Annotated in this window: 23 protein-coding genes and 2 pseudogenes; 6 read left to right on the top strand and 19 right to left on the bottom strand. The window is 56.3% G+C overall.

What is annotated here, in order from left to right; translation table 11 throughout:
* Positions 1 to 4: 4 nt before the first annotated feature.
* From IWX85_RS04290 to IWX85_RS20890, 6 genes and pseudogenes are all read right to left on the bottom strand, one after another.
* The gene (locus IWX85_RS04290; RefSeq protein WP_036811643.1) at positions 5 to 1303 is read right to left on the bottom strand and encodes an NAD(P)/FAD-dependent oxidoreductase; all 1299 of its coding nucleotides are present in this window, start codon (positions 1301 to 1303) and stop codon (positions 5 to 7) included.
* A complete protein-coding gene (locus IWX85_RS04285; protein WP_231379517.1) occupies positions 1300 to 2058 on the bottom strand; it encodes a methyltransferase domain-containing protein in 759 nt (252 codons plus the stop codon). Before IWX85_RS04285 ends, IWX85_RS04290 begins: the two co-directional genes overlap by 4 nt.
* Positions 2055 to 3119 (bottom strand): type III polyketide synthase, encoded by a 1065-nt coding sequence (locus tag IWX85_RS04280; protein WP_036811641.1) that lies wholly within the window; start codon positions 3117 to 3119, stop codon positions 2055 to 2057. The genes IWX85_RS04285 and IWX85_RS04280 overlap by 4 nt, the downstream gene beginning before the upstream one ends.
* A gap of 345 nt (positions 3120 to 3464) precedes the next feature.
* A complete protein-coding gene (locus IWX85_RS04275; RefSeq protein ID WP_051984413.1) occupies positions 3465 to 5069 on the bottom strand; it encodes a hypothetical protein in 1605 nt (534 codons plus the stop codon).
* A gap of 1299 nt (positions 5070 to 6368) precedes the next feature.
* Positions 6369 to 6791 (bottom strand): thioesterase family protein, encoded by a 423-nt coding sequence (locus IWX85_RS04270; RefSeq protein WP_036811638.1) that lies wholly within the window; start codon positions 6789 to 6791, stop codon positions 6369 to 6371.
* 452 nt (positions 6792 to 7243) lie between these two features.
* Positions 7244 to 7635: pseudogene (locus IWX85_RS20890) on the bottom strand (ATP-binding protein); the annotation flags it as partial.
* Between IWX85_RS20890 and IWX85_RS04260 the strand changes: the two are divergent.
* Positions 7636 to 8094 (top strand): annotated as a pseudogene (locus IWX85_RS04260) (IS3 family transposase); the annotation flags it as partial.
* A gap of 149 nt (positions 8095 to 8243) precedes the next feature.
* On the opposite strand, the gene IWX85_RS04255 reads toward IWX85_RS04260, so the two are convergent.
* From IWX85_RS04255 to IWX85_RS04205, 11 genes are all read right to left on the bottom strand, one after another.
* A complete protein-coding gene (locus IWX85_RS04255; RefSeq protein WP_196868855.1) occupies positions 8244 to 8576 on the bottom strand; it encodes an IS66 family insertion sequence element accessory protein TnpB in 333 nt (110 codons plus the stop codon).
* Between the two features lie 116 nt (positions 8577 to 8692).
* Positions 8693 to 9892, bottom strand: a complete 1200-nt coding sequence (locus tag IWX85_RS04250) for a glycosyltransferase family 4 protein (protein ID WP_196868854.1) — start codon at positions 9890 to 9892, stop codon at positions 8693 to 8695.
* The gene (locus IWX85_RS04245) at positions 9889 to 10638 is read right to left on the bottom strand and encodes a polysaccharide deacetylase family protein (RefSeq protein WP_081932736.1); all 750 of its coding nucleotides are present in this window, start codon (positions 10636 to 10638) and stop codon (positions 9889 to 9891) included. The genes IWX85_RS04250 and IWX85_RS04245 overlap by 4 nt, the downstream gene beginning before the upstream one ends.
* Before the next feature lie 18 nt (positions 10639 to 10656).
* Positions 10657 to 12156 (bottom strand): ribonuclease G, encoded by a 1500-nt coding sequence (gene rng / locus IWX85_RS04240; protein WP_196868853.1) that lies wholly within the window; start codon positions 12154 to 12156, stop codon positions 10657 to 10659.
* Positions 12157 to 12174: 18 nt separating this feature from the next.
* Positions 12175 to 12777, bottom strand: a complete 603-nt coding sequence (locus IWX85_RS04235) for a nucleoside triphosphate pyrophosphatase (RefSeq protein WP_196868852.1) — start codon at positions 12775 to 12777, stop codon at positions 12175 to 12177.
* 20 nt (positions 12778 to 12797) lie between these two features.
* Complete coding sequence (gene rlmH / locus IWX85_RS04230; RefSeq protein WP_036811603.1) at positions 12798 to 13265, bottom strand: 23S rRNA (pseudouridine(1915)-N(3))-methyltransferase RlmH; 468 nt, start codon at positions 13263 to 13265, stop codon at positions 12798 to 12800.
* Complete coding sequence (gene rsfS / locus IWX85_RS04225) at positions 13262 to 14128, bottom strand: ribosome silencing factor (protein ID WP_196868851.1); 867 nt, start codon at positions 14126 to 14128, stop codon at positions 13262 to 13264. The genes rlmH and rsfS overlap by 4 nt, the downstream gene beginning before the upstream one ends.
* A 30-nt stretch (positions 14129 to 14158) precedes the next feature.
* Positions 14159 to 14752: a nicotinate (nicotinamide) nucleotide adenylyltransferase gene (gene nadD / locus IWX85_RS04220; protein ID WP_370584213.1), complete on the bottom strand. Its 594-nt coding sequence runs from the start codon at positions 14750 to 14752 to the stop codon at positions 14159 to 14161.
* A 35-nt stretch (positions 14753 to 14787) separates the two neighbouring features.
* Positions 14788 to 15711, bottom strand: coding sequence for an oxygen-dependent coproporphyrinogen oxidase (hemF, locus tag IWX85_RS04215; RefSeq protein WP_036811591.1), 924 nt, complete (start codon positions 15709 to 15711; stop codon positions 14788 to 14790).
* A gap of 9 nt (positions 15712 to 15720) precedes the next feature.
* Positions 15721 to 17013, bottom strand: a complete 1293-nt coding sequence (gene purD, locus IWX85_RS04210; RefSeq protein WP_196868849.1) for a phosphoribosylamine--glycine ligase — start codon at positions 17011 to 17013, stop codon at positions 15721 to 15723.
* A 38-nt stretch (positions 17014 to 17051) separates the two neighbouring features.
* Positions 17052 to 17777 carry a YebC/PmpR family DNA-binding transcriptional regulator gene (locus IWX85_RS04205; RefSeq protein WP_196868848.1) on the bottom strand — a complete coding sequence of 242 codons (726 nt, stop codon included), beginning with the start codon at positions 17775 to 17777 and terminating at the stop codon, positions 17052 to 17054.
* A gap of 88 nt (positions 17778 to 17865) precedes the next feature.
* Here IWX85_RS04205 and IWX85_RS04200 point away from each other — a divergent pair, with 88 nt between their 5' ends.
* The 5 genes from IWX85_RS04200 (at position 17866) to IWX85_RS04180 (ending at position 22572) form a co-directional block, all read left to right on the top strand.
* Positions 17866 to 19380, top strand: coding sequence for a helicase HerA-like domain-containing protein (locus IWX85_RS04200; protein ID WP_196868847.1), 1515 nt, complete (start codon positions 17866 to 17868; stop codon positions 19378 to 19380).
* 36 nt (positions 19381 to 19416) lie between these two features.
* Entirely contained in the window at positions 19417 to 20046 is a 630-nt protein-coding gene (gene upp / locus IWX85_RS04195; RefSeq protein ID WP_036811585.1) for a uracil phosphoribosyltransferase, read from the top strand.
* A 100-nt stretch (positions 20047 to 20146) separates the two neighbouring features.
* Positions 20147 to 20944: a leucyl/phenylalanyl-tRNA--protein transferase gene (gene aat / locus IWX85_RS04190; RefSeq protein ID WP_051984410.1), complete on the top strand. Its 798-nt coding sequence runs from the start codon at positions 20147 to 20149 to the stop codon at positions 20942 to 20944.
* Positions 20941 to 21699, top strand: coding sequence for an arginyltransferase (locus tag IWX85_RS04185; RefSeq protein WP_036811583.1), 759 nt, complete (start codon positions 20941 to 20943; stop codon positions 21697 to 21699). Before aat ends, IWX85_RS04185 begins: the two co-directional genes overlap by 4 nt.
* 93 nt (positions 21700 to 21792) lie before the next feature.
* On the top strand, positions 21793 to 22572 hold the full coding sequence (locus IWX85_RS04180; RefSeq protein ID WP_036811581.1) for an IclR family transcriptional regulator: 780 nt from the start codon (positions 21793 to 21795) through the stop codon (positions 22570 to 22572).
* A 135-nt stretch (positions 22573 to 22707) separates the two neighbouring features.
* On the opposite strand, the gene pbpG is transcribed toward IWX85_RS04180, so the two are convergent.
* Together pbpG and IWX85_RS04170 are read right to left on the bottom strand one after the other, a co-directional pair.
* Positions 22708 to 23796, bottom strand: coding sequence for a D-alanyl-D-alanine endopeptidase (gene pbpG / locus IWX85_RS04175; RefSeq protein ID WP_196868892.1), 1089 nt, complete (start codon positions 23794 to 23796; stop codon positions 22708 to 22710).
* A 192-nt stretch (positions 23797 to 23988) separates the two neighbouring features.
* Positions 23989 to 25527, bottom strand: coding sequence for a 2-isopropylmalate synthase (locus tag IWX85_RS04170; protein WP_196868846.1), 1539 nt, complete (start codon positions 25525 to 25527; stop codon positions 23989 to 23991).
* Positions 25528 to 25740 lie beyond the last annotated feature (213 nt).

The following is a 25740-nucleotide window of genomic DNA, read 5'->3' as shown; positions in this document are numbered from 1 at the left end:
TGCTTTATCCAGGGTCACGATGGGCGGGGGTCGCTGCGGCGGGCCTGGCGCATCGTGCGCTGACGCCCGCTGCCAGCCAGCTTACCGTGGCCGGGCTGATCGCGCAGCTGACCTTGCCGCCCCGGCGCGCGCCCTGCGTCATCAGCACGGGCCAGCGGCCCAGCAGCCCCAGCCATGGCGATGTCAGGCCAGGCCGCATGGCCAGGTGCGCCAGGCTGGCGGCCAGCCGGAGGCGCGGCGCGAAATGACGGCGCCATTCGGCCGCATAGCTGCGGCGCACTTCCGACTGCCAGGCGCTGTCGGCCAGGCCATCGGACGCCCCGTCCGATTGCAGCAACTGCGCGCACAGCAGCCAGGCCGACTGCATCGCCATGCTCATGCCTTCGCCGATGATGGGATGCGCCTCGCCCGCCGCATTGCCGATGCGAAACTGCGCATCGCCAGCCTGCAGCCTGATACCCGGATCAATCGGTCCGGTGGCCAGCCAGGCGCCTTCACGCTGCGCCGGACCCAGCGCCTGCGCCACGCCGTGACATGCCTGCTTCAGGAAAGCCTCGACCGCGTCGCCTGCGCTCAGGCCCGGGTTCAGGCGACGGCAGGCTTCAAGCCGGTCCTCCCGGATGCAGCAGGCCAGCGTGGTGAGGCCCTGGTCGGCCAGCACCATGCCGCCATAGCCGCCTTCGAATGACAGCACCGGCAACAGGCCGGGCGCAAGGCTGGCATGGCGGAAATTGGCCTTGAAGGCAAACAAGTCGCCGGGCTGGCGCGCAAGGCGCCGCTCGGCCCGGCCCGTCGGCAGGGGTTCCCAGGAGCCGTGCGCGGCAATCAGCACCGGCGCATGCAGCATTTCCCGGTGGTCCGAACCGATGGCGCGGATATCGCACCGGTGATCGCCCACACTGCCGCCAAGCGCCAGCACCGACCACGGCTGAAACACCACCGCCCCGCTGGCACGGGCCTGCGCCAGCAGCAGCGTGTCGAGCGTCTCGCGGCCAAGCGCCCTGCCCCAGGCGCGATTTGGCGGGTCTGCCGCCGGCAGGTCGGCGATGAACGTTCGCTGTCCTTGCATCAGCGCAACCTGGCGCAGTTCCGGCCCGGCGCTGGCGTCAAATTCAGCGCCGATGCCCAGGGCATCGAGTAGCGGCAGGTTGCTGGCCGCAAGGCATTCGCCGCAGACCTTGCGGCGTGGAAAACGCTGCTTTTCCACCAGCGCCACCGACCATCCGGCCCGCGCCAGCAAGATGGCAGCGGTCGAGCCCGCAGGCCCGGCGCCGATGATGATGGCGTCGAAACGAGTGTTCATGGGGATGCTTCAGCCCCGCCCAGACCGCTTCGTTCGGCCAAAAAACAGTGGCTGAACAGCCCGGCCGAAGATTCGCTGACAGTCCAGAACGACTGCCCGCCCGGCCACAGCGCGCTGAGTTCCTGGTCCCTGAAACCGGCATGAACACTCAGCACGGCGTCCTGGCGCGTCACCGCATTCGCGCCCATTGCCCCGACCAGATGGCTGCCTGCCAGGGCAAGCGCGGCGCGGCGCGGTTCGCAGGCCAGAAAACGCCGGGCGCGCGACTCAATCGCTGCCAGCAGCGTGGCCAGCGCAGGGCCTTCGAAATGGTGCAGGAACAAATTGGCAACGATGACATCCCAGCGCGCGCTTGGCTCGCGCACCGCCGGCGACTGGGTTGAAGCCCAGTCGAACACGTCAACGACCTGGGGAGTGGCGGTCCAGCCGAGACGGGCATAGTCGTCGAGGGTGGATCGGTTCACCAGGTCCTGACGGTCCAGCAGCGTAATTTCCACCTTCGGCCAGCGTGCACCCAGCACACGGGCAACGCCCAGCATCAGGCTGCCGTCGCCCGCGCCAAGTTCGAGCAACCGAAGGGGCGCCGCCGAAGGACGGGATGCCAGCAGGCGCTGGAGCGCCCGGGCCATGATGCCGCGTGTGCCCATGAACCGATGGATGCGCTGCAGGTCACGGCGTGAGCGCATGGCCGCCGGATCGTCTTCAGCCAGTCCATCGAGTGTTTCAGCGGCAACGATGCGCGGCAGGGGCATCATGCGGACTGCACTTCCAGCAAGGCGCCATGGCAGCTGAAACCGGCGCCGAAGGACGACAGCCACCACCAGCCACCCGGCGCACGGTCCTGCAGCGCAGCCTGCAACACGAAATAGACAAAGGCACTGGACAGGTTGCCGTACTCGCGCAGCATGGCGGCGCTGTAACGCAGATCGGTGGGCGCCAGTTCCAGGCGGTGCTCCAGCGCGCGCAGCACATCGCGGCCGCCGGCATGCATGATCCAGGCGCTGATGTCCTGGCGGCCCAGGCCGGCCCGAGGCAGCACGGTCTCCAGCACCTGCTGCGCATAATCGGCCGCCAGCGCTGGCACCTCCCGCGTCAGGATGTTGCGCAGCATGCCGGCGCGCTGCTCGAATTTCAGGGCATCGCGCCGGGACGGCTCGAGCAGCGAAGTGCTGTTTTTCCACTCGACCTGCCGACCCGCCGCGCCAGGCTTGCGCGACAGCACCGCAGCGCCGGCGCCGTCGCCGAACAGGCAGGCGCTGATCAGCACGCCGGGGTCGTTGTCGAGGTACATGGCAGCGCTGCTGACCTCGACGCAGACCGACAGCACCCGCTCACAGGTACCCGATTTGAGCATCGCAGCGCCCAGTTGCAAATTGGGCAGCGCCGCCGCACAGCCCTGGCCGACCAGGTCGAAGGCCTGGACATCGGGCCGCAGGCCGAGCCGCTCGGCCACATGGCCCGTCAGCCCCGGGCACAGATAGCCGGTGCAGGTGCTGACCACCACCGCATCAATATCCTGCGCAAGGCAGTCGGCTTTTTCCAAGGCTCGCGCTGCAGCCTGGGTGGCCAGCGCGGGTGCATGGTCCAAGAACCGTTGAAAAAGGGTATCGGGGTCGATGCAGAACACATCAGCCAGTGAATCGACGGACAGTCGCCGTGCCTCAATGCCGTTGTCGCGCTGCAGGACGGTGCGCGCCACCAAATGCGCACGCGCATCGAGTCGTTCAAACCAGTCGGAATTCTGGAACGCGTCCAGGCACTCTGCCTTGGTGTAGCGCGCTGCAGGCGTAGCAGTTCCGATTCCGAGAAAAAACATGGGTCAGCTCGCCTTGTTACCGGACAGGCTAGCAGGATACGACCTTTCGAAATTCTCCGCGCAACCATTGAAGCTCTCAGGCTGTAGGACGGTGCCGCCTTGCGCATCAGCAACTGCACTGGCAAGCCGGTTGACGGCGGGCAGGCCGCAATGAACTCAGGCAGCATCCAGCGCTGCAGTCCCTTGCATCAGTCTTATCCGCACCCTGTCTTCACTAGAAGCAGTCACCGCCCGGATTGGCAGGAAACAAGCATCCGGTCGTGATGCCGGGCTTCAGGCCATTGATGCCTGAAGCCCGGAATCTTACTGATCAAATGCGGCTAAATGTGCAAGCGCCTTTAAGGCTTAGCAAGCATACCGCGACCAGAAATAGGTGCTGATGGTTGGGTTGTACCCTGGGTTGGCGAAGTTGGCTTTGTACTTGAGGCCGTTTGAATAAGTCACCACGCTGCCGGCGGAATATTGCTTGCCTTGTGTCCAGGTCGAGCTGTTGCAAGTCGGTGCAGGTGCCGGAATTGGCGCGGGGGCTGGTGCTGTTGCTATTGAAGCGGTGGATGAAACCGCGCAGATGTATTGGGACCAGAAGTAGGTGCTGATGGTTGGGTCGTACCCTGGGTTGGCGAAGTTGGCTTTGTACTGTGTGCCATTGGAATAACTCACGATGCTGCCGGCAGCATATTGTTTCCCCTGAACCCAGGCTGAGCTGCTGCAAGTCGGTGCAGGTGCCGGAATTGGCGCGGGGGCTGGTGCTGTTGCTATTGAAGCGGTGGATGAAACCGCGCAGATGTATTGGGACCAGAAGTAGGTGCTGATGGTTGGGTCGTACCCTGGGTTGGCGAAGTTGGCTTTGTACTGTGTGCCATTGGAATAACTCACGATGCTGCCGACAGCGTATTGTTTCCCCTGAACCCAGGCTGAGCTGCCGCATGTGGAGACTGGCGTTGGGGAGGACGTTACGGTTACTGTTGGTGTCGGTGTTGGCACCACAGAACCACCAGCTGTTTTGAAGATGTTCAAAAACTGGTAGTTGGACTGTGCGACGCCACTGAATGAGCCCAGATCAGTCGAGGCATTCGAGGCTTGCGCCTGGTCGCGTTGAAATGACCAATAAGAAAGCAGTCCGATTCCATTGGCTTTGGCGAAGTCGGCAATCGTTTTTGCGTCAACCAGCGAGAAAGTCGAGCCGTCATCGTTCTTTCCGATCATCGGCGTCATTCCCATCATGGCGTGCAATTGCGCCTGGGTCTTGTTCGGATAAAGGGTTGCCATCTGGCTGACAGCGGCACGAAAGGTCATGATGGACGCCTGCGCCACCGTGGAGGGCACAACCATGGTCCTGAGGTTTTCAAGGCCAAAGCTCATGGTCATCACGTTGACCATGCTGATTCGCACGCCTGCGGCGATCGTCGTCTTCAACAGATTCATCGAATTTGCATCGACTCCGCGCAGCCAGCCAGGCAAGGTGAATGACGTATAAAGATCAGGGTACTTCGCTTGAAGGCGGACCAAGACGCGCGTCCTGCGAGCGGTTCCATCAACATCCAGCAATTGATGACCCTCAACATCCCAGTCAATCCGGCGTGTTCCGGAATCGACTATCAGCCTGTCAAGCAGATTGAAAAGCTGGTTATCGTCCTTGCAGGCAATCTCTGCATACACACCGTTTTGTCCCCCAAACGAAATGATGAGCTGGCCACCTGCGCCGACATAAGTGCGCGCATCGGGAAGCTTGTTCAGCAAATCTTGGTCAAGACTGCAAGTTCCCTTGGTGATGGCGAAGGCAAGCGTCGCACTGTCAAGCCCTGCCACACGTTTCGCTTCGGTCAAGGTACCGCCGCTCCATGCGTGGAAGTACGGAGCTATTTCAAGCGCGCGGGCTGATTGACCCAAGCTAAGCAAGACCGCAGCAGTCGCTACGGAGAAGATCTTTGCGAAGTTACGTTTTGGCATAAATGTATATTTAAATGTAAAAGTTGTCTATATTTCACTGAACAAAAAACCAACTCAGCTTTTTTTCTCACTTTTTTAAATGAGTTCAATCTACAAATAGAGCCCTAGCGCCTGGCAAATCACCAGCTTCAAATGTTGGTTTTGTAAAAAACCTCACTTAAGCTCAAAATCTGGCCAAATCTTAATAGGTACCCAAACCACTTTTATTTACATATTTTTGAAATGTTTTTTGTTTTTGACTACAAAAAATGTAGGTAAATTCTTACAAAAATCAGAAATATTTAAGAAACTTTTTAAGTTTTGGAATTTCAGCATTTGTTTTGAATCCCATAACCTGACCTTAAAAAGCATGCCTTTCACGCTTAAAAAAACCTCGGTTTGATTTCGAAATATCAGGTGTGTACCTAACGGATTGAAACAAAAGCAGGCACTTCAACTATCCTGATTCAAGTAGTTAACAAATATAAATAAAAGCATCAAATTGTAATAATGTTACATATTTTTTTATTGATAAAAACGATATAATAAATAATAAAATCAAGTATTTTAATGTTTTAATTGGTAACATCAATTTTTAAGCCTTAAACCAATTTGTTACATAAATACTTTTAATTACTAATTTCCTGTTTTTCAGCAAAAAAATCTTGTTTTTTTGAAAAAAAATCGCCATAAGTAAAAATTTGTAGTCTTATTCCTACTAGCTTGTAGGAATAATTCGATTAACTGAGTCGTCTTTTGCCTGAAATGGATAAAGCGCCAGGTTTCCGCTGTGGCACACAGTCGCCTGATGTAAGGTCGCTGGAAACAACTTGAGCAGAAGGAGGTCCAGCCGATGTCGGGTGGGGAATTTGCACTGTGACCTTGGCAATCACACAGGCCGCCTTGTCAACCGCCAAGGAGCCGATACAAGCCAAACGCATAGTTCTGCTTCGCCGGGTCATCACGGAGTTGGCGGGCTGCGACACAAGCCCATAGGTCAGGAAAAATGACCCGAATCAACAAGGTTCAAAGCAAGAGTCACCTAGCCACGCCAGCCCAAATCGTTGAAACCCATCGCGTGTTGGAACGCAGGTTCGGGCGATGGTCGTCAGAAATACGGGCACGCTGGTGCGGAATGAAAAAACCGCACCATGCAGCGAATCGCCAGCCACCAAGACAATGCCGGCTACGTATTCACAATCCCTTGCAGCCATGTCAGAGCAAGCAAGGAGAAACCAGTAAAAAACAGGTCTTTAGCTCTTTTATTGATAGCTAAGAATGCAAATCGAACCTGCGGAAAGTGGACTTTTTATGAGTAAATTAGCTTTCGACTCGCTGGCGCATCCAGTCCGGCAGGTTCTTTGCTTTTTGAGCTGGAAAATCAACCCAGATGGTGGTCGCGCCACCGGCGGCACAGAGGATTCCAGGGTGTTCGGCGCGTTCCATCGTGGCCCAGCTTTCAAAGGTCGTTCGACCTGGGTCGCTGACATACATCTTGATAAGCACCTCGCCCGGGTACTCGAGCTGCTTGTAAAAGTTGCAAAACGCATTGACGATCACGGGACCTTCACCCTTCGGATCAGGCTGGCAACCAATGGAATACATCCAGTCGATACGGATGGTTTCCATATAGCGAAAGTAAGTTCCATTGTTCAGATGTCCCATGGCATCCATGTCGCCCCAGCGAATGGGAATACGCATTTCATGAACCAGTTTTTTCTTTTCGGGAATTTCAATTTTCATGATTCAGCTCGTAATGAAAAGGCTCACCGTTGATTCCTGATGAAAGCCAGGGTGCACAAGATATACAGCGCGCAAGCACCAAGTTGGTCCAACGTCGGCCAGTAGTTATCCCAAGCATGAGAATACAGTAAGGCAAACAGCGTTTGGCTTGCAATCAACTGGCACAGGCTGACACCGATCCGCAGGCGGGCGACTTTCCAAAAAAATCGTCGTCAGCGAGATCAAGACAAAACCAGCAACCATGCGCCTTCCACTCGTCGGGCTCAAATGCGTATTCCGGTGAACGTGACCGATGATTCCGGCATCGTGACCGGTCATTCCGGTGATCGTGACCGACGGGATGAACCGGCCGAACACAGCACGCTTTAAATTGTAGATATTTCGGTTTTTGGTGTTGGATATTCCTCTTTTTTAGTGTCTTCAAGGGCGCCTCAAGCGGGCCCTGTTGTGTTTTATGGTGTATCCGGTGCCGCAGCCACCACCTGATCGCCTGATGGTTTTTCTCTGGACCGGCGCAGCGACTCCCCCTTGAGCGTGATCCGGTGCGTGCGCTGAAGCAGCCTGTCCAACATCGCGTCGGCGATCGTCGCGTCCCCAATCCAGCTGTGCCAGTGCTCCACCGGCAACTGGCTGGTGATAATCGTGCCCCGGGTGGCAGCCCGGTCATCAATGATTTCCAGCAAATCAGCCCGCGTGCTGGCGTCCAGTCATCAAGAATCAAGACGTCGGTCTTTGCCAGGAGCACCAGCCACTTGCCAAATCCGTCCGCACAATGCAGCACACGCAACTCCTCGGCCAGTCGTGGCGTGCGCAGGTAGCTGACTGTGTGACCACGCCGGCAGGCATCCCGGCTGGCAAGGTGTACCTGTCGCCCATGATCGACTGCTTCGATGGCCTGGTGGTCAGCTGGACCATCGGCACGCGTCCAGACGCCGATCTGGTGAACACTATGCTCGATGCCGCCATCGAGACGGTGGCCGACGGCAATGACCGGCCCATTGTCCATTCTGATCGCGGTGCCCACTATCGCTGGCCTGGCTGGCTTACCCGGATACGCGGTGCAAAGCTGGTTCGGTCAATGTCGCGTAAAGGGTGCTCGCCAGACAATGCGGCTTGTCAGGGTTTCTTCGGACGGCTAAAAACGGAGCTGTTCTATCCTCGGGATTGGCAGGCCACGACCATTGAGCAATTCATGAACATCATCGACTCTTACATCCGCTGGTATAACGAAAAGCGCATCAAGATTTCCCTTGGCTCGCTCAGTCCCGTCGAATACCGAGAGCGCCTCGGACTTACGGCATAACCAGTCCAAGTTTTTAGCCGCACCCCCCTTCGGCCTCTAGGTGGTCAACTTTCGGTCGGCGACAATATCCTAGCACTTAAGGAAGAACATGTCGCCTGCATGAATCGGATACGTGGACTATTGGCCCAGGCCGCGCACTCGGCACTTGCTTAAAGTGGCAAGGCCACCGTGACAGTCGATGCACCTCGGCGCACTTCGATGCGAATGTCTGTCGAAGCGGCCGCAACAGCCGCTGGCGGCAATCGCACTGCAATGAACTCGGCGCGGAGCCTGGTGTTTACATCAGTATGACTGCCACCGCCTGCATCAACGCCTCGGGCATCTTCGCGCAGCCAGCGGTAAACTGCGTTAGCGTTCAACCAGTTTCGCAGCGCTATCGCGGCCACAAAAGCATCGGCATGGCGGCAGGCCTGAAGCACCTCGGCCCTCAATTGGGCGCTGTGCTCGCGCAACGCCACTCTCTTCGTTTCCAGAGTGTCCACTTGTTTGTTTCGTGAACACTATATTTGCCCGCTTTCTTGTCACTCTCAAGATGCCATGGCTGGCCGCTCAACATACTCGAATCAGCGGCTTTGTTATTGCTCAGTCGGGATTGGTCCTACCCGTTTTTGGTTGCGTCAACGTCCAAATACAACATCTCCTGCTGTAATGCAAGCTTGGTCCATTGATAGCAGTTTGCAAAGGCTATTGCTCCTTTGCTCAACTCTGCATTCAACAGCGGTTGAGTCAGAGCCTTTTCAAGCGCATGCTGTAGCTCGGTCGGATCCAAGGGATCATCAATAATCAAAGCATTCGCACTATGCTGCAGAAGCCCTGAGATGCCGCAATATGTTGAACTGCTTACGATCACCGGCAGTCCGTATGACATCGCTTCAAGAACAGCCATTCCAAAAGTATCCTCAAGGGTTGGGTGGGCAAGGCAATCAGCAGACTCATAAGCAGGCGCAACATTTTGCAAAGTACCCAAAAAGAAAACCCGGCATTGCAATCCTAGAATTTTCACTTGTTCCATGAAGATGGGTAATTCAGACAGATTTCCCACAACCGCCAACACGAACCCCGCGGGACATTGACTCAGTGCCTTAAGCAAGGTATTTAGCCCTTTTTTCCTGTAATCATTAGCGACAAACAATATGCAATATCCATCTTGAGGCAAACCCAAGAGTGACCTTGCATTTTTTTTGCCCAGTGGTGTCACTAGCAAAGGCGGTAGCGTGATTCCCGGCGTGATGACGGACATCATCCGTCCACAACCTGGATAAGTGGATTCCATGATCTTGCGAAGGCTTTCCGAAGTAACCACTACTTTTCTGTTGGGACGGTACATGAACCGTAAATGCTCTAGCCCCAGATAGGCCAGGAGGCGAGGGCTAGTTGCCACCTTGATCCACCTAGAAACTTGCCGCCAGCCATGAAGCTCACTAAAAAGAGTGTATTTCACTGGCAACACATGCGCCGTCTGAACGTCACCATGCCATGTATTTTCGTGAGAATGCACGACATCAAAACCACTGCCAGTCAGCCACCAAGTGCATGTGGCGAACCACAACTGATTAATCCACCGGGGTTTGCGCATTGGCATGGAGACCCGGTGATAAGTGACGCCAGGCCAGTTATGGGTTATCTCCTGAGCAAAAACATGAATGTCATGCTTGGCAGCAAGTTGCTCGACCAATGCAATCGAGTAGCGCTCTGCACCACCGCCAGTTGTCGAAAAATTCCGGTTGAAGACAGCAATTCGCAGACGTCTTTGATAACCAATTAAATTTTCAGCAGAATTTGGCGATGGCAAACTCATTTTTTCCTGCGGTCTTCATAAGCAGTTGCAACCTTGAGCCAGAACACTGGGAGGATAGTCGAACGTAAAACGGGCACACGCGGCAATTGAAGCATGTCCGTTTGGGCATGGCAACGACTTCTCTGTGTGGTGGTGGCTGTCACAAAACCTATTTCATCAACCATCCCTATGTGTTCTGGTTGATAACGACCATAAGGGTAGCAAAAATGATCTACTGGATTTTTCACCACTGATTCGAGCACATTTTTTCCTATCGTAATTTCAAGCCGACAGTTGTCGTTGTTGCTAACTGTCAGATCAATGTGCTGATGGGTATGAGAACCCACTTCCTGTCCCGCAGAGACCCATTGACGCAGTTGAGATTCATTCATCAACGGGGTCTGCGCAATGCCAATCCCTCCATCCCAGACATTGGTCTTGCCAAGCAAGCCGCTGACGGCATAACAGGTCGAGGAAAAACCGTGCTTTGTCAACGAGGGCAAGGCATTCGATAGATTGTTCAAGTAGCCATCATCAAAAGTTATTCCCACAACCTTTCCTTTTTTCTGGCCAACCAAATAGGGTTGCAAGGCGGTCATAGACAAACCTTGATAGCCAAGTCGCTCAAGCCAAGCCATTTGACTGGCGAAAGCTTCTGGTGCCACGTAAAGGCTCCGAAAAGGACTGCCTTTTGGAGGTGCGGCAGCTATCTGGTGATACACCAGAATCGGAATGGGCCGGATGTTTGCGGTGAATCTTTTGGACATGCTGGGACCGTCTCGGTGTCAAAGTAACACGATGTCATATTGCTCTTGGGCCATCACCGCTTCAGCCTGCAGAGAAATAGGTTTACAAATAAAGTCACTCAGACTTGCAAGATGTTGGCTTTCCTCGTCCAGAAACAACTCGATCACTTTGGGAGACGCCACGATCCTGAATTCCCGTGGATTGAACTGGCGTGCTTCACGCAAAATTTCACGCAGGATGTCGTACGTCACGCTGCGGGCCGATTTGACAATTCCTTTTCCGCTACAGGAATTGCAAGGTTCGCACAGCTGATGCGCCAATGACTCCCGCGTTCGCTTGCGTGTCATTTCAAGCAATCCCAATGCTGAAAATCCATTCACAGCGGTTTTTATGCGATCTCTCTGAAGTTGTCTTTTGAACTCAGCCAATACGGCATCACGGTGGTTTTCTTTGCTCATGTCGATGAAATCGACAATCACGATACCGCCTAAATTGCGCAGACGCAGCTGTCGCGCAATGGCTTGGGCAGCCTCCAGATTGGTTTTGTAAATGGTTTCGTCGAAGTTTCGGGCGCCAACGAATCCCCCGGTGTTCACGTCAACCGTCGTCAAGGCTTCAGTCTGGTCAACGACCAGATAGCCGCCGGACTTGAGGTCCACCCGGCGACCCAGCGCCTTTGCAATTTCCTCGTCGATGTTGAACAAGTCAAAAATAGGCCTTTCACCGCTGTAAAGCTGAAGCTTTGGCACGGTTGATGGCATGAACTCCAGGGCAAAAGCTTTGAGTTTTTCAAACTGTTCGCGCGAATCGATCCGAATGGTTTGTGTATTTTCCAGCGCCATATCCCGCAGCACGCGCTGTAGCAGGCTTAAATCCTGATGCAAAACAGAAGTTGCCCGCAGCTGCAAGGAAGCCTGCTTGATACGAAGCCAGGTTTTCCGCAAATAAGCAATGTCTTCAGCCAGTTCAACATCAGTGGCATCCTCGCCATTGGTACGAAGAATAAAACCACCCCCCATATCGACGACTAAAGACTGAACCCGCTGACGCAACTCTTCACGCTGGCGGGGCGGAATTTTTTGCGAGACGCCAATGTGGTTATCCTGCGGTAGAAAGACCAGCAAACGGCCCGCAATGCTGATCTGCGCCGTCAAGCGTGCACCTTTGGTGCCCATCGGGTCCTTGAGGACCTGCACCATCAAGGCCTGTCCTTCAAACAACTGTTTCTCGATCGGCTGCAAAGATGGACTTCCAGGCACGGCGGCTGAGCCACCCGGAAGAGACTCGGGCTCGGCATGGCGGCTGTTGATACTGCTCATCAAGTCGGCCACATGCAAGAATGCGGCGCGGTCCAGGCCTATGTCGATAAACGCAGACTGCATTCCCGGCAACACGCGGACCACCTTGCCAAGATAGACGTTGCCCACCAGGCCACGCTCAAGCGTCCGCTCCACCTGCAGTTCCTGCACAGCGGCATGCTCCACCACTGCAACGCGTGTCTCTTGGGGCGACCAGTTAATCAGGATCTCTTGTTGCATTGTTCTCAGACAGTAAGGCTAAATTTCAAGTCCAGCGGCCCGAAGCAGGGAGGCCGTTTCCCATAACGGCAGGCCCATGATGCCACTGTAACTGCCGTTGATTCGGGTGATATGCATGGACACCCTGCCCTGTATGGCATAAGCACCCGCCTTGCCCAGCGGTTCCCCGGTGGCTGCGTAGCGACTGATTTGGTCGGCAGTCATGGGCTCGAAACTCACCTTGGAACTACTGAGTGCGCAAAAACGCTGCTGCCCGGACTGGATGTTCACCGCCGTCAGAACTCGATGCGTTTTGCCAGAAAGTTCAGACAGCATGCGCTCGGCATGGCGGGCGTCGTCGGGCTTGCCGTAAATGGTTCGACCAAGGGCCACGGTGGTGTCAGAGCACAGGATGGGCGCTGGCGGCAGTTGGCGTCGGGTCAGGCGCGCTGAAGCGGCGTCGAGTTTGAGGCCTGTCACCCGCTTGACGTAGCGTGCTGGTGCCTCGTTTTCCAGTGCGTCCTCCAACGCTTCACTATCTTCGCCCGCATCCGGCAGCAGCAATTCATACCGGACCCCCAGTTGTTCCAGCAACTGGCGCCGCCTTGGACTTTGAGAGGCCAGATAAACAAACTGCACCATGCTGAACCCGCCTGAAAAAATTATTCGCGATGATACGGATGATTGATGGTGATGCTCCAGGCGCGATAAAGCTGCTCGATCAGCAAAACGCGCACCATAGCATGCGGCAGGGTCAGGTCCGAGAGGCGAATGCGTTGATGGGCTGACTGCTTGAAGCCGGCATCCAGTCCATCCGGCCCGCCGATCACGATGGCGACATCATCTCCGGACAACTGCCAGCTCTTGAGGTTTTCCGCAAGCGCCATCGTGGTCACAGCCGTTCCGCGCTCATCCAGTGCCACGATCCGGCAGCCCCGTGCAATGGCGCCTTCAATGCGGGAGCGTTCCGCAGCAAGCAGGGTTTCCAAAGTTTTGGAGCCACGCGGTTCGGTCTTGACCGCCCTGAGTTCAACCTTCAGCTCAGGAGGAAAGCGTTTGGCATAGTCGTCATAGGCCGTCTGTGCCCAGTCGGGCACCTTCTGGCCGACGGCGACGATCGTCAGCCTCATTCGCTCCGGGTCGTGGTTTTCTTCGCAGCTGGCTTTCTGGCAACTGACTTTTTGACAGCCGTCTTGACCGCAGCCTGCTTGGCCGCGACTTTCTTGGCCACAGGAATTTTCACGACAGGTGTCTTGACAACCACCTTTTTGGCGGCTGCCTTGGCCACCACTGGCTTGGACTCGGCCGAGGCCAACCTGGAGGATGGTTTGCGTGCCTTGATCGGCTTGGCTTCAGGTTCGGCAGCCGGTGCGGTCGCATTGCGCTTGGCCGTCCAGTCATGCGTCTTTCCAACGCGGCCTACATAAGTGCCGTCGTCCGTTCGTGCGAACGTTGTGGCGTCCGGCAAGCTTTCTTCGCCGGTGCCTTTTGCGGCCCTTGCCGGCTTTGCCGGCAATTTTGATTTGCCGCCGGCCGCCGTACGCGACCTGGCCGGCTTGACTTCTGCTTTCACCTCGACCTTGGCGGCCTTTGGCAGCGGCGTGGGGGCGCCGAGCTTGAGCTTGATGGGCTTTTCGCCCCAGAGTTCTTCCAGGTTGTAATACTGGCGAATCGTGGGTTGCATGATGTGTGCAACAGCCGCCCCGCAGTCAACAATAATCCATTCGCCATTGTCCTCGCCCTCGATGCGCGGCTTGGCGAAACCAGCGTCCCGCACGGCGTCGCGCACGCTGGCAGCAAGCGCCTTGGTCTGCCGGTTGGACGTTCCCGAGGCAACAATCACGCGCTCAAACAGCGATGTGATGTGCTCGGTATCAAACACCTGGATGTCTTGCGCCTTGACATCTTCGAGCCCGTCAATGATGGCGCGTTGCAGTTTTTGGACATCTTTTTTGCCCTCGGTGCTTGAGATTTTGACAGTGGTGGGGGTCATGCAATGCTTTGCTTCAAAGGGGGTGAAAAATTAACCGGGGCGGTACAGTTGATAGTGCGAAATATAACGTGCAACCGCGTCAGGAACCAATTTTCTGGCTTCTTCAGCGGAGGCCGCGCCTGCAGCCATCATCTGGCGAATCTGGGTGGCGCTGAACGGCATCAAAGGTAGCTTGAGAACGAAAAACCGGTGGTTGTGCGGCGCATAAACATCAAACTCGGCTTGAGTCAGCGCGGATTCTGTGCGGGCAGCTATACAAATTATAGCTATTTCAAGAATCTCTCTCCATTGATGCCATTGGCCAAAGCTCGCAAACTGATCAGCGCCTATGAACAGGTAGAGCTGGCATCCTGGATTCTCGGCTTGCAAAGCCTTCAGGGTATCAATGGTGAAGGTAGGTCCCGGGCGCTGCAATTCACGCGCGTCCACCATGGCACGATCAACGTTGCCGAATGCCAGCGTGGCCATGGCCAGCCGGTGCTCGGGGGCGCTGAGCGTCCTGGCCTTGTGCCATGCTTGGCCGGTCGGAATGACATGCAGCACATCAAGAGCGCACTGCTCCAGCGCAGCCCGGGCCAATGCGACATGCGCGTTGTGGGGCGGGTCAAACGAACCGCCGAACACGCCGATGCGTTTGGGAAGGCCAGCAGCGCTGCTACTCAAACCCAGTCCCGCCTGATAAGAAACTCTTTGTACAGGCGCTCCTCGGGGGACCCGGCTTCGTTCGGTCGCTGGTAAGACCAGCTTGCCAGCGGCGGCATCGACATCAGGATCGATTCGGTGCGTCCACCGGACTGAAGGCCAAAATGGGTTCCCCGATCCCACACCAGGTTGAACTCCACATAGCGGCCGCGGCGGTACAACTGGAAATCGCGCTCGCGTTGCGTGAAGATGCTGTCCTTGCGACGTTTGATGATCGGCAGATACGCCTGCAGGAACGAATCGCCTACAGCCTGCATCATTGTCAAGCTCTGCGCCAGGCCAAGCTCCTGGAAATCATCGAAGAACACGCCACCGATGCCGCGCTGCTCCTGGCGGTGCTTGAGGAAAAAATACTCGTCGCACCACTGCTTGAAACGTGGATGTTTGTCTTCGCCAAACGGTGCCAGCGTGTCTTTGCAAACCTGGTGAAAATGCACCGCGTCTTCATCAAAGCCGTAAAAAGGCGTCAGGTCCATGCCACCGCCAAACCAGCAAACCGGCTCGGCAGCTTCACCGACAGGGGTTGCCGCCAGCATCCTGACATTCATGTGTACCGTCGGCGCGTAGGGGTTGCGGGGATGGAACACCAGAGAAACACCCATCGCCTCGAACGGTGCGCCTGCCAGCTCTGGTCGATGCTGGGTCGCAGAAGGCGGCAGCCTGGGCCCGCGCACATGCGAAAAGCCACAGCCTGCACGCTCGAACACCTTGCCCTGCTCCAGGATTTTGGTGATGCCATTGCCCTGAAGCATCTCGCCCGGCTCTTTTTGCCAAGAATCGCTGACAAAGGGCTGGCCGTCGATTTCGGCAACGGCATCGGTGATGCGCTCCTGAAGACCCAGCAAAAAACCGCGAACGGCTGAAAGATCAATGCTGGACATGGCTGGCTCTCAAGACTTGATCGCCCGGTAGCCGATGTCCTTGCGGTACTGCGCGCCATCGAAATCAATGCCTCGTGCGACGTCGTAAGCGCGCTGCTGCGCCGCCTTGACGGTGCTGCCCAGCGCCGTCACGCACAGCACGCGGCCACCCGAAGTGAGCGTCGCACCGTCCTGCCGTTGCGTTCCTGCATGAAACACCATGGCGTCTTCCGCTGCCACAGGCAGACCGTGGATGACATCGCCCTTGCGCGGGTGCAGCGGATAACCGTGCGCGGCCATCACCACGCCCAGCGCCGGCCTGCGGTCCCATTCCATTTCCACCTTGTCGAGGGTTCCCGAGGTGGCGGCCATCAAGACCTCGAACAGATCGGTTTTCAAGCGCATCATGATGGGCTGGGTTTCCGGGTCGCCCATGCGGCAGTTGAACTCCAGCGTCTTGGGCTTGCCCTGCGCATCAATCATGAGGCCGGCATATAAAAAACCGGTGAACGGAATGCCGTCTTTTTCCATGCCTCGGATGGTGGGCAAGATGATTTCGCGCATCGCCCGGGCGTGGACATCGGGCGTGACCACCGGGGCTGGCGAATAAGCGCCCATGCCGCCCGTGTTCGGCCCCTGGTCGCCATCGAGCAAACGCTTGTGGTCCTGGCTGGTGGCCATGACGGCCACATTCTTGCCGTCGCACATGACGATGAAGCTGGCTTCCTCGCCCTGCAGAAATTCCTCGATGACCACGCGCGCGCCGCCTTCGTTGTGGCTCACGCCCAGCGGATTGAATTCCGGGTCCGGCGCCAGCATGAATTCGATCGCCTCGTGCGCCTCGTGCAGGGTCATGGCCACCACCACCCCCTTGCCGGCGGCCAGGCCGTCGGCCTTGACCACGATCGGCGCGCCTTTTTCATCGACATAGGCATGCGCCGCCACCGCATCGTTGAAGGTTTCGTAGTCGGCGGTTGGAATATGGTGGCGCTTCATGAAGGCCTTGGAAAACGCCTTGGAGCTTTCCAGCTGCGCAGCCGCCTTGGTCGGGCCAAACACCCGCAGACCGTGCGCGCGAAACTCATCGACGATGCCGGCGGCCAGTGGTTGCTCTGGGCCAACGACCGTTAATGCTATTTTTTCTGTAGCAGCCCAAGCCCGCAGGGCGTGCGGATCAGTGATATTTATATTCTCAATCCGAGAATCGAGGGCTGTTCCGCCATTTCCCGGCGCCACATACACCGCCTGCACCCTGGGCGACTGGGCCAGTTTCCAGGCCAGCGCATGTTCACGGCCGCCGCCGCCCACGACCAAGACTTTCATGATGAAGCTTTCATTGTTGTTGTGTTTTCTAAAGTGGTTTATTCGGAAAGCTCGGCATTGTGAAAGACTGCCTGCGTATCGTCCATGTCTTCCAGCACATCCAGCAGTTTTTGCATCTTCTGGGCATCCTCGCCGGCCAGCTCGATGGTGTTGTCGGCGCGCATGGTGACTTCGGCCAATTCGGCGATCATGCCGGCGGCCTCCAGGGCGTTCTTGACAGTTTCCAGTTCGGTGTAAGGCGTCAGCACCTCAATGGCGCCGTCCTCGTTTGCAATCACATCGTCGGCTCCCGCTTCCAGGGCAATTTCCATAACCTGGTCCTCGTTCGTTCCCGGCGCAAAGATAAGCTGGCCGCAGTGTTTGAACTGGAATACCACCGAGCCTTCGGTGCCCATGTTGCCGCCGTGCTTCGAAAATGCATGGCGAACTTCGGCCACCGTGCGAACCTTGTTGTCGGTCATGCAGTCCACCAAGATCGCCGCACCGCCAATGCCGTAACCTTCATAACGAACTTCTTCGTAGTGGACGCCTTCGAGGTTGCCTGTGGCCTTGTCGATGTTGCGCTTGACAGTGTCGGCCGCCAAGTTGGCTGCCTTGGCTTTCTCTACTGCCAGGCGCAGACGCGGATTGGTTGCCAGGTCGCCACCGCCCAGACGCGCGGCCACCATGATTTCGCGTATCACCCGCGTCCAGACCTTGCCGCGTTTGTCGTCCTGCCGACCCTTGCGGTGTTGAATATTCGCCCATTTACTATGACCGGCCACGGAAAATCCTTCAGCAATTGATTTAATCTACAGCATTTTACTTTTCGCTTGCCCTTCTCCCACGCCGTTTTATCAGGACCACCACATCATGGCCAAGCCGCTCCTCATTGCTAAAAACGCCCTGACCCCATGCGAGCTGCTGCCTGCACTGGCCAACCGGCATGGCCTGATCACGGGCGCCACCGGAACCGGCAAGACGGTCACCCTGCAGACCCTGGCGGAAAGCTTTTCCAGAATCGGAGTGCCGGTCTTCATGGCCGATGTGAAAGGCGATCTGACCGGCATTAGCCAGGCTGGCGTCATTGGTGAAAAATTGGCAGGCATTCTGAAAGAACGTGGGCTGGAAACACCCGAGCCGCTGGCATGTCCCGCCACGCTGTGGGATGTGTTTGGCGAGCAGGGCCATCCGGTCCGTGCCACAGTGTCTGACATGGGGCCTTTGCTGCTGGGCCGCATGCTCAACCTGAATGAAACGCAAGCCGGTGTGCTGAACCTGGTCTTCAAGATCGCCGACGACAACGGACTGCTGCTGCTGGACCTCAAGGATTTGCGCGCCATGCTCCAGTACGTGGGAGACAACGCCAGCCAGTTCACCACCCAATATGGCAATGTCAGCGCCGCCAGCGTCGGCGCCATCCAGCGCGGGCTGATGCAGATCCAAACCCAGGGCGGCGAGAAATTCTTTGGCGAGCCGATGCTCAACATCAGCGACTTCATGCAGACCGACAGCGCCGGGCATGGCGTCATCAACATCCTGGCGGCCGACAAGCTGATGCATTCGCCGCGCCTGTACGCGACGTTCCTGCTGTGGATGCTGTCCGAGCTGTTCGAGCAGTTGCCCGAAATCGGCGACCCCGACAAGCCCAAGCTGGTGTTCTTCTTTGACGAGGCGCATTTGCTGTTCACCGATGCGCCCAAGGCACTGGTCGAGCGCATTGAACTGGTGGTGCGGCTGGTTCGCTCCAAAGGCGTCGGTGTTTATTTCGTGACGCAAAATCCGCTGGACATTCCGGATTCAGTGCTGGCGCAATTGGGCAACCGGGTGCAGCATGCCTTGCGCGCCTACACACCACGCGACCAGAAAGCAGTCAAGGCCACGGCGCAAACCATGCGGCAAAATCCCGGGCTGGACATAGAAACCGCAATCACCGAACTGGCCGTCGGCGAGGCGCTGGTGAGTTTCCTAGACGCCAAGGGCCGGCCCAGCGTCACCGAGCGCGTCTTTGTGCTCCCGCCCGGCAGCCAGCTCGGTCCGATCTCGCCGCAGCAGCGCCAGCAACTCCTTCAGGACTCGCTGGTAGCCGGTGTCTATGAAAAAGAAGTTGACCGCGCATCGGCTTACGAATTGCTCCAGGAACGTGCCACTGCAGCCGCCCCAGCGGCCGCATCGCCGAATGGCGGCGCGGCAGGCCAGTCGAATTCGGGCGGCATGCTGGGCGGGCTGAACGACATGCTGTTTGGCCGCACCGGTCCGCGCGGTGCCAAACATGACGGCCTGGCGCAAAGCATGGCCAAGTCTGCCGTCCGCACCATGGGCTCGACTGTCGGACGCGAGATCGTCCGTGGCGTACTGGGCAGCCTGTTCGGTGGCAAAAAACGCTGACAATCGGTTCTGACACCACAAGAAAGCCATCCCTTCATGAGCAATGTTCACCTGATCAACCACCCGCTGGTGCAGCACAAGCTGACGCTGATGCGCCGTAAAAACGCTTCGACCAGCACCTTTCGTACCCTGCTCAGCGAGTTGAGCAACCTGATGGCCTACGAAGTTACCCGCGACATGCCGCTTCAGGACATCGAAGTGGAAACGCCGCTGGAAACCATGACCGGCAAGATCATCGATGGCAAGAAGCTGGTTCTTGTCTCCATATTGCGCGCCGGCAACGGTTTTCTAGATGGTTTCCTGAACGTCGTGCCTGGCGCCCGCGTGGGCCACATCGGCCTGTACCGGGACCCGAAAACCCTGGCGCCGGTCGAGTACTACTTCAAGATGCCGCAGGAAATGGAAGAGCGCGATGTTGTCATCGTCGACCCGATGCTCGCCACCGGCAACTCGGCCATCGCAGCTGTGACCAGGCTCAAGCAACTCAAACCCAAGTCGATCAAGTTTGTCTGCCTGCTGACCTGCCCGGAAGGCGTTGCGGCCCTGCAAAAGGCGCACCCCGACGTGGCCATCTACACCGCAGCGATCGACAGGCAACTCAACGAGCATGGTTACATACTGCCAGGCTTGGGCGATGCCGGCGACCGTATTTTCGGAACCAAATAAGGCCCTTACGCACAGGACATGAGCACAAACAGCTATTCAATCTATAGCATCCAAAGTTTTATTTTCTGACTCTCCCCGACCGTTTAGTCCTAAGCTTTTCATGCCTATCCCTAAGGGAACTTCCCAAGTCGCCTTGCCTGCGCTGCCATGGCTTGCAGCAGGTCAGGCTTTTCCACCGCTGGAAAACGCCTGGAGTATGGCCGATCCGGCACCCGGCCTGCTGGCGGCTGGCGAAACACTCGATGCTGCCACCTTGATTCGGGCTTATTCAGGCGGTATTTTTCCTTGGTTCAGCCTGGGTCAGCCGGTGCTCTGGTGGAGTCCCGATCCGCGCATGGTGCTGCGAACCGCTGACTTCAGGCTGCACCGGTCGCTACGCAAACGCATTGTTCATTTCATTAACGATGCACGATGCGAAATCAGGTTTGACAGTGCCTTCGATCGCGTCATCGGCGCTTGCGCCAGCCAACCGAGGGCAGGCCAGTCCGGGACCTGGATTGTTTCGGAAATGGAGCAGGCTTATGGTGAATTGCACCGCGCAGGCCATGCCCACAGTGTGGAAACCTGGGTAAACGGAGAACTTGTCGGCGGCTTGTACTGCGTCAACCTGGGCACCATGGTTTTTGGCGAATCGATGTTTGCGCACCAGACCGATGCCTCCAAGATCGCCTTGGCTGCACTGGTGGCGTTTTGCTGTGCCAAAGGCATCAGGATGATCGATTGCCAGCAAAACACTGGCCATCTTGCATCACTCGGCGCTGCCGAAATCAGCCGTGCAGTGTTTGCCGCTCACCTGCACCATCATGTGAATGCAAGCGTGCCCAGATGGCATTTTGATTCCCTATACTGGCAGCAAATCCTGAAGGCGATGGCAACCCCATTGCCCGCATCATCGTGACGCATCTCAAAGACCTGCCGCTGCACACTTTGCAGTTCTACGCAACCGCGCCCTACCCCTGCAGCTACTTGCCGGGTCGGCAGGCACGTTCGCAGGTCGCAACACCCAGCCACCTGATCCACAACGATGCCTATTCAGAACTGGTCACCCAAGGTTTCCGGCGCAGTGGCATGTTTACCTACCGGCCTTACTGTGATGGATGCCAGGCCTGCGTGCCGCTGCGTGTACCCGTCAATACCTTCACACCAGACCGCAGCCAGCGGCGCGCCTGGAAGCGCCACCAAACCCTCAAAGCCACCAGCCTCAAACTGTGTTTTCTTCCAGAACACTACCAGTTGTACCTGCGCTATCAGAACAGCCGTCACGCCGGCGGAGGCATGGACCATGACAGCATCGATCAGTACACCCAGTTCCTGCTCCAAAGCCGTGTCAATTCAAGGCTGGTAGAGTTTCGCGAACCCTTGCCAAACGGCGAGACGGGAGCGCTAAAAATGGTTTCAATTCTGGATGTGCTCGAAGACGGCATATCAGCGGTCTATACCTTCTATGAGCCAGAATCAGGTACTGGCTACGGGAACTACAGCGTGCTCTGGCAGATCGAGCAGGCTCGGCAACTCGGCCTGCCTTTTGTCTATCTGGGGTACTGGATCGCCCAGAGTCCCAAAATGAGTTACAAGCTCGGTTTCAGCCCCAACCAAATACTTCTAAACGGCGGCTGGATTGACTCACGAACCGTCAACGCCGGCGCCCAATAGGTGTGCTACGCAATTCAACAACGGATCGGGGTGCAGACTTAGCAATGCGCAAGCTTATTTCACAAGGTAAAATTTGCTTTAGAAAGCCTGCACATGATAAAGCCCGACAACGATCTTCCCGTCAAACCGACCGTCCAAGTGATCGAGCGTATGTTTAGTCTTCTGGACATTCTGGCAAACCATGAAGAAGCGGTTTCCCTCAAGGAAATTAGCGAACAATCTGGTCTGCATCCCTCCACAACGCACCGCATTCTTAATGATCTGGCCTCGGGACGTTTTGTGGAACGGCCGGCAGCGGGAAACTACCGCTTGGGCATGCGACTGCTAGAACTTGGGAACTTGGTCAAGGCACGCCTCAATGTCCGCGAAGCGGCTCTTCTTCCCATGCGCGAACTACATAAACTGACGCAACAACCCGTCAACCTTAGCATGCGTCAGGGCGATGAAATCCTGTATGTTGAACGCACTTACGGCGAACGCTCCGGCATGCAGGTGGTACGCACCATAGGCGGCCGGGCACCGCTGCACCTGACGTCGGTCGGTAAGCTGTTCCTTGCTTCCGACGATCCCCAGCGCCTGAGCGCCTACGCGACCCGAACCGGTTTGCCCGGGCAAACACGCAACAGCATCACCGACCTGGTAGTGCTTGAACGGGAACTGTCCAAAGCCCGCCAATACGGATTTGCGCGGGACAACGAAGAACTGGAAGTGGGTGTTCGCTGCATGGCTGCCGGCATTTATGACGACCAGAATAAGCTGGTGGCAGGCTTGTCGATTTCTGCGCCTGCTGACCGGCTGGATGACAGTTGGCTGCCCAAGCTGCAGGCAACAGCCAACGAGATATCGACAGCGCTGGGCTACACTTCAAGGTAAAAGCAGCTCTCACGCCAATATCACAGGCACTTATTGCTATAAATAATACAGCATTATAGAAAGTGTATGCCTGAGACAGTTTTTTTGAAAAACACACATCAGGCAGGTGTTTTCAAGCTTTCCGACCGCTGGACATTAACCGCTGATGTGCTTGTCGGAGGCGCTAATCTTGACCTTTTGATCAGCCACCGGGTTGGTCTCGACCCAGCGCCGCACGCGCTCTGCATCGCCCAAGCGGCTCAGCTTGCCGGCTGAATCCAGAAACACCATGATCAACTTGCGACCGGCGATCTTGGTCTGCATGACCAAGCACTGACCAGCTTCATTGATGTAGCCGGTTTTCTGCAGGCCTATGTCCCATTCTGGGTTTTTTACCAGACGGTTGGTGTTGTTGTACTGAAGGGTTCGGTTTCCAACCGCCACCTGATATCCCGGAGACGTCGTTAATTCGCGCAGCATAGGATCTCCATGGGCAGCATTGACCAAGGCAGCGAGGTCCTGTGCACTGGACTGGTTACGACTGGAAAGACCAGTAGGTTCTGAATAGCTGGTGTCGTGCATACCAAGCATTTTTGCCTTGGCATTCATCAGACTGACAAAAGTGGCCATGCCGCCTGGATAGGTGCGGCCAAGGGCATGAGCGGCCCGGTTTTCGCTCGACATCAACGCCAGGTGGAGCATTTCCCCGCGGGACAGCGTGGTGCCAACGCTGAGCCGCGAACGGCTGTGCTTTTCAGTGTCGACATCATCCTGCGTCACAGTGATCATTTCATCCATTGGGAGCCTAGCCCCACTGATGATCACGCCAGTCATCAACTTGGTGAGGGACGCAATCGGAAGCACGGCATGTTCATTTTTGCTGAATAGCACTTCGCGCGTGTCCTGGTCAATCACCAATGCAACGCTGGATTTCAGATCTAGCGGATCGATTGAACTGTGCAGGCCAGCCATCTGGCCAAACGAAGGCATGGCGGGAATGATGGCCTGAATGATGGAAGGCCGCTTGGAAGGGGCTACCTTCGCGCTGGTTTCAAAACGTACGGTCTTGCGAGTGGGTACAACTTTTTTGGACGCTTTCGATTTTTCGACATGGGGTTTTTTGACAATCGTTCGCTTAGGCGACGATTTTTCCGGTGCCGCATTGGCAGTCGGCGCGACTATAGCAAACGACAAAGCAAAGAATCCCACGATTTTTAATGCGCGACTCAAAAGCTGTTTCGACATGGTGAATATTGCCTGATTTAGTTGCGGTAAAGAGAAAGGCTGAAGTGTATAGAAATAGAAAAAATCACGCAATATCAGGAGCTTGCGTGACTTTCTCGAATAACCACCAGAAACTCTAGATTCGTCTTCCCCTTGCCTCTCAGGTCTGAGCTAAGCCATTGAATCTAAATGGTATTGTTAAAAACAAACTGTCTATCCCTGCGCGGCAACTCTTTCGGCTTTACTTTGAAGTTTATTCAAGGCGCTTAAATAAGCTTTGGCCGACGCCACTACGATATCAGGATCGGACCCCACACCATTTACAACGCGTCCACTATTTTGTAAGCGCACGGTCACTTCGCCCTGGCTTTCGGTGGAGCCGCTGATGGCATTTACTGAATAAAGCACCATTTCTGCTCCGCTTTTGACGTGGATCTCAATTGCCTTGAGCGATGCATCTACAGGACCGTTTCCATCGGACTGGCCCTTGACTTCTTTTCCGGCGACTGTGAAAACGACGCAAGCTTGGGGACGCTCACCGGTTTCACTGTGCTGGGACAGCGAAACAAAACCATACTGTTCGTTGCTATGGGCAACGCTTTCATCGCTGACCAGCGCAAGAATGTCCTCATCAAAAATATCGCTCTTGCGGTCTGCAAGGTCCTTGAACTTGATGAAGGCGTTGTTGATGTCGGTTTCACTTTCCATCGCCACGCCAAGTTCCTGAAGGCGCTGCTTGAACGCATTTCGTCCGCTCAGCTTGCCCAGAACGATCTTGTTGGCCGACCAGCCCACGTCTTCGGCGCGCATGATCTCGTAGGTGTCGCGCGCCTTCAGCACACCATCTTGGTGAATGCCCGAAGCATGGGCAAAAGCATTAGCGCCCACAACGGCTTTGTTAGGCTGGACCACAAAACCGGTCGTCTGGCTCACCAGGCGACTGGCCGCGAGTATTTGCTGTGTGTCGATGCCAAGTTCGAGGCCAAAGTAGTCCTTGCGCGTTTTCACCGCCATCACCACTTCTTCAAGTGAACAATTGCCTGCGCGTTCGCCCAAGCCGTTGATGGTACATTCCACCTGGCGGGCGCCGCCGATCTTCACACCTGCGAGTGAGTTGGCAACCGCCATGCCCAGATCGTTATGACAGTGAACCGACCAGACGGCCTTGTCGCTATTGGGAATGCGTTCACGCAAGTTCCTGATGAAATTACCATACAACTCGGGAATCGCATAGCCGACGGTATCGGGAACATTGATAGTGGTCGCGCCTTCGCTGATGACGGCCTCGATGACGCGGCACAAAAAGTCAGGATCGGAGCGATAACCGTCTTCGGGACTGAACTCAATATCAGCCATGAGATTGCGCGCAAACCGCACCGATAGTTTCGCCTGCTCAAACACTTGGTCAGGTGTCATGCGCAACTTTTTTTCCATGTGCAGGGCACTGGTCGCCAAAAAGAGGTGCAAGCGTCCTGAATTGGCCGGCTTCAGCGCTTCGGCGGCGCGTGAAATATCACGGTCGTTTGCACGAGCCAGCGAACAGATGGTGGAATCCTTGATGACTTCTGCAATAGACTTGACGCATTCGAAGTCACCATTGGAACTGGCCGCAAAACCAGCCTCAATGACGTCAACCTTCAACCGTTCCAGTTGGCGGGCAATGCGCAGTTTTTCGTCACGGGTCATAGAAGCGCCAGGCGATTGCTCACCGTCGCGCAAGGTGGTGTCAAAAATAATGAGTTTGTCAATCATGGGAAGTCTCTTCAGGTTTAATGGCATTGTCACCGGCTGCAAAAGTGCAGCAAGGCTGAGGACGGTTATCTGAAAGAAGTTTTTACGCAGATTTCAATGGCATTGCGTTGTCAAGTAATGAATACCAGCAACCCAAAAAAAACGGCCCGTTGCTGGTGCAAACGGGCCGTCGAGTTATGTGTAAGCGCGCGCTACCATCTCGGCCCGTTGGCA

Source organism: Polaromonas sp. CG_9.11 (assembly GCF_015752225.1).
Taxonomy (GTDB): Bacteria; Pseudomonadota; Gammaproteobacteria; order Burkholderiales; family Burkholderiaceae_C; genus Polaromonas.
Note: the sequence above shows the minus strand (reverse complement) of the source record. Positions and strands in the feature narration are given on the sequence as shown.

Excerpts from the sequence above, each read along its gene's own strand:
- purD (WP_196868849.1), bottom strand. The coding sequence starts at position 17,013 with ATGAAAGTCTTGGTCGTGGGCGGCGGCGGCCGTGAACATGCGCTGGCC.
- IWX85_RS04280 (WP_036811641.1), bottom strand. The coding sequence starts at position 3,119 with ATGTTTTTTCTCGGAATCGGAACTGCTACGCCTGCAGCGCGCTACACC.
- IWX85_RS04270 (WP_036811638.1), bottom strand. The coding sequence starts at position 6,791 with ATGAAAATTGAAATTCCCGAAAAGAAAAAACTGGTTCATGAAATGCGT.
- IWX85_RS04275 (WP_051984413.1), bottom strand. The coding sequence starts at position 5,069 with ATGCCAAAACGTAACTTCGCAAAGATCTTCTCCGTAGCGACTGCTGCG.
- IWX85_RS04200 (WP_196868847.1), top strand. The coding sequence starts at position 17,866 with ATGGCCAAGCCGCTCCTCATTGCTAAAAACGCCCTGACCCCATGCGAG.
- rsfS (WP_196868851.1), bottom strand. The coding sequence starts at position 14,128 with ATGACCCCCACCACTGTCAAAATCTCAAGCACCGAGGGCAAAAAAGAT.
- IWX85_RS04180 (WP_036811581.1), top strand. The coding sequence starts at position 21,793 with ATGATAAAGCCCGACAACGATCTTCCCGTCAAACCGACCGTCCAAGTG.
- pbpG (WP_196868892.1), bottom strand. The coding sequence starts at position 23,796 with ATGTCGAAACAGCTTTTGAGTCGCGCATTAAAAATCGTGGGATTCTTT.
- rng (WP_196868853.1), bottom strand. The coding sequence starts at position 12,156 with ATGCAACAAGAGATCCTGATTAACTGGTCGCCCCAAGAGACACGCGTT.
- hemF (WP_036811591.1), bottom strand. The coding sequence starts at position 15,711 with ATGTCCAGCATTGATCTTTCAGCCGTTCGCGGTTTTTTGCTGGGTCTT.
- IWX85_RS04290 (WP_036811643.1), bottom strand. The coding sequence starts at position 1,303 with ATGAACACTCGTTTCGACGCCATCATCATCGGCGCCGGGCCTGCGGGC.
- aat (WP_051984410.1), top strand. The coding sequence starts at position 20,147 with ATGCCTATCCCTAAGGGAACTTCCCAAGTCGCCTTGCCTGCGCTGCCA.
- IWX85_RS04170 (WP_196868846.1), bottom strand. The coding sequence starts at position 25,527 with ATGATTGACAAACTCATTATTTTTGACACCACCTTGCGCGACGGTGAG.
- IWX85_RS04245 (WP_081932736.1), bottom strand. The coding sequence starts at position 10,638 with ATGTCCAAAAGATTCACCGCAAACATCCGGCCCATTCCGATTCTGGTG.
- IWX85_RS04235 (WP_196868852.1), bottom strand. The coding sequence starts at position 12,777 with ATGGTGCAGTTTGTTTATCTGGCCTCTCAAAGTCCAAGGCGGCGCCAG.
- rlmH (WP_036811603.1), bottom strand. The coding sequence starts at position 13,265 with ATGAGGCTGACGATCGTCGCCGTCGGCCAGAAGGTGCCCGACTGGGCA.
- IWX85_RS04250 (WP_196868854.1), bottom strand. The coding sequence starts at position 9,892 with ATGAGTTTGCCATCGCCAAATTCTGCTGAAAATTTAATTGGTTATCAA.
- upp (WP_036811585.1), top strand. The coding sequence starts at position 19,417 with ATGAGCAATGTTCACCTGATCAACCACCCGCTGGTGCAGCACAAGCTG.
- IWX85_RS04285 (WP_231379517.1), bottom strand. The coding sequence starts at position 2,058 with ATGATGCCCCTGCCGCGCATCGTTGCCGCTGAAACACTCGATGGACTG.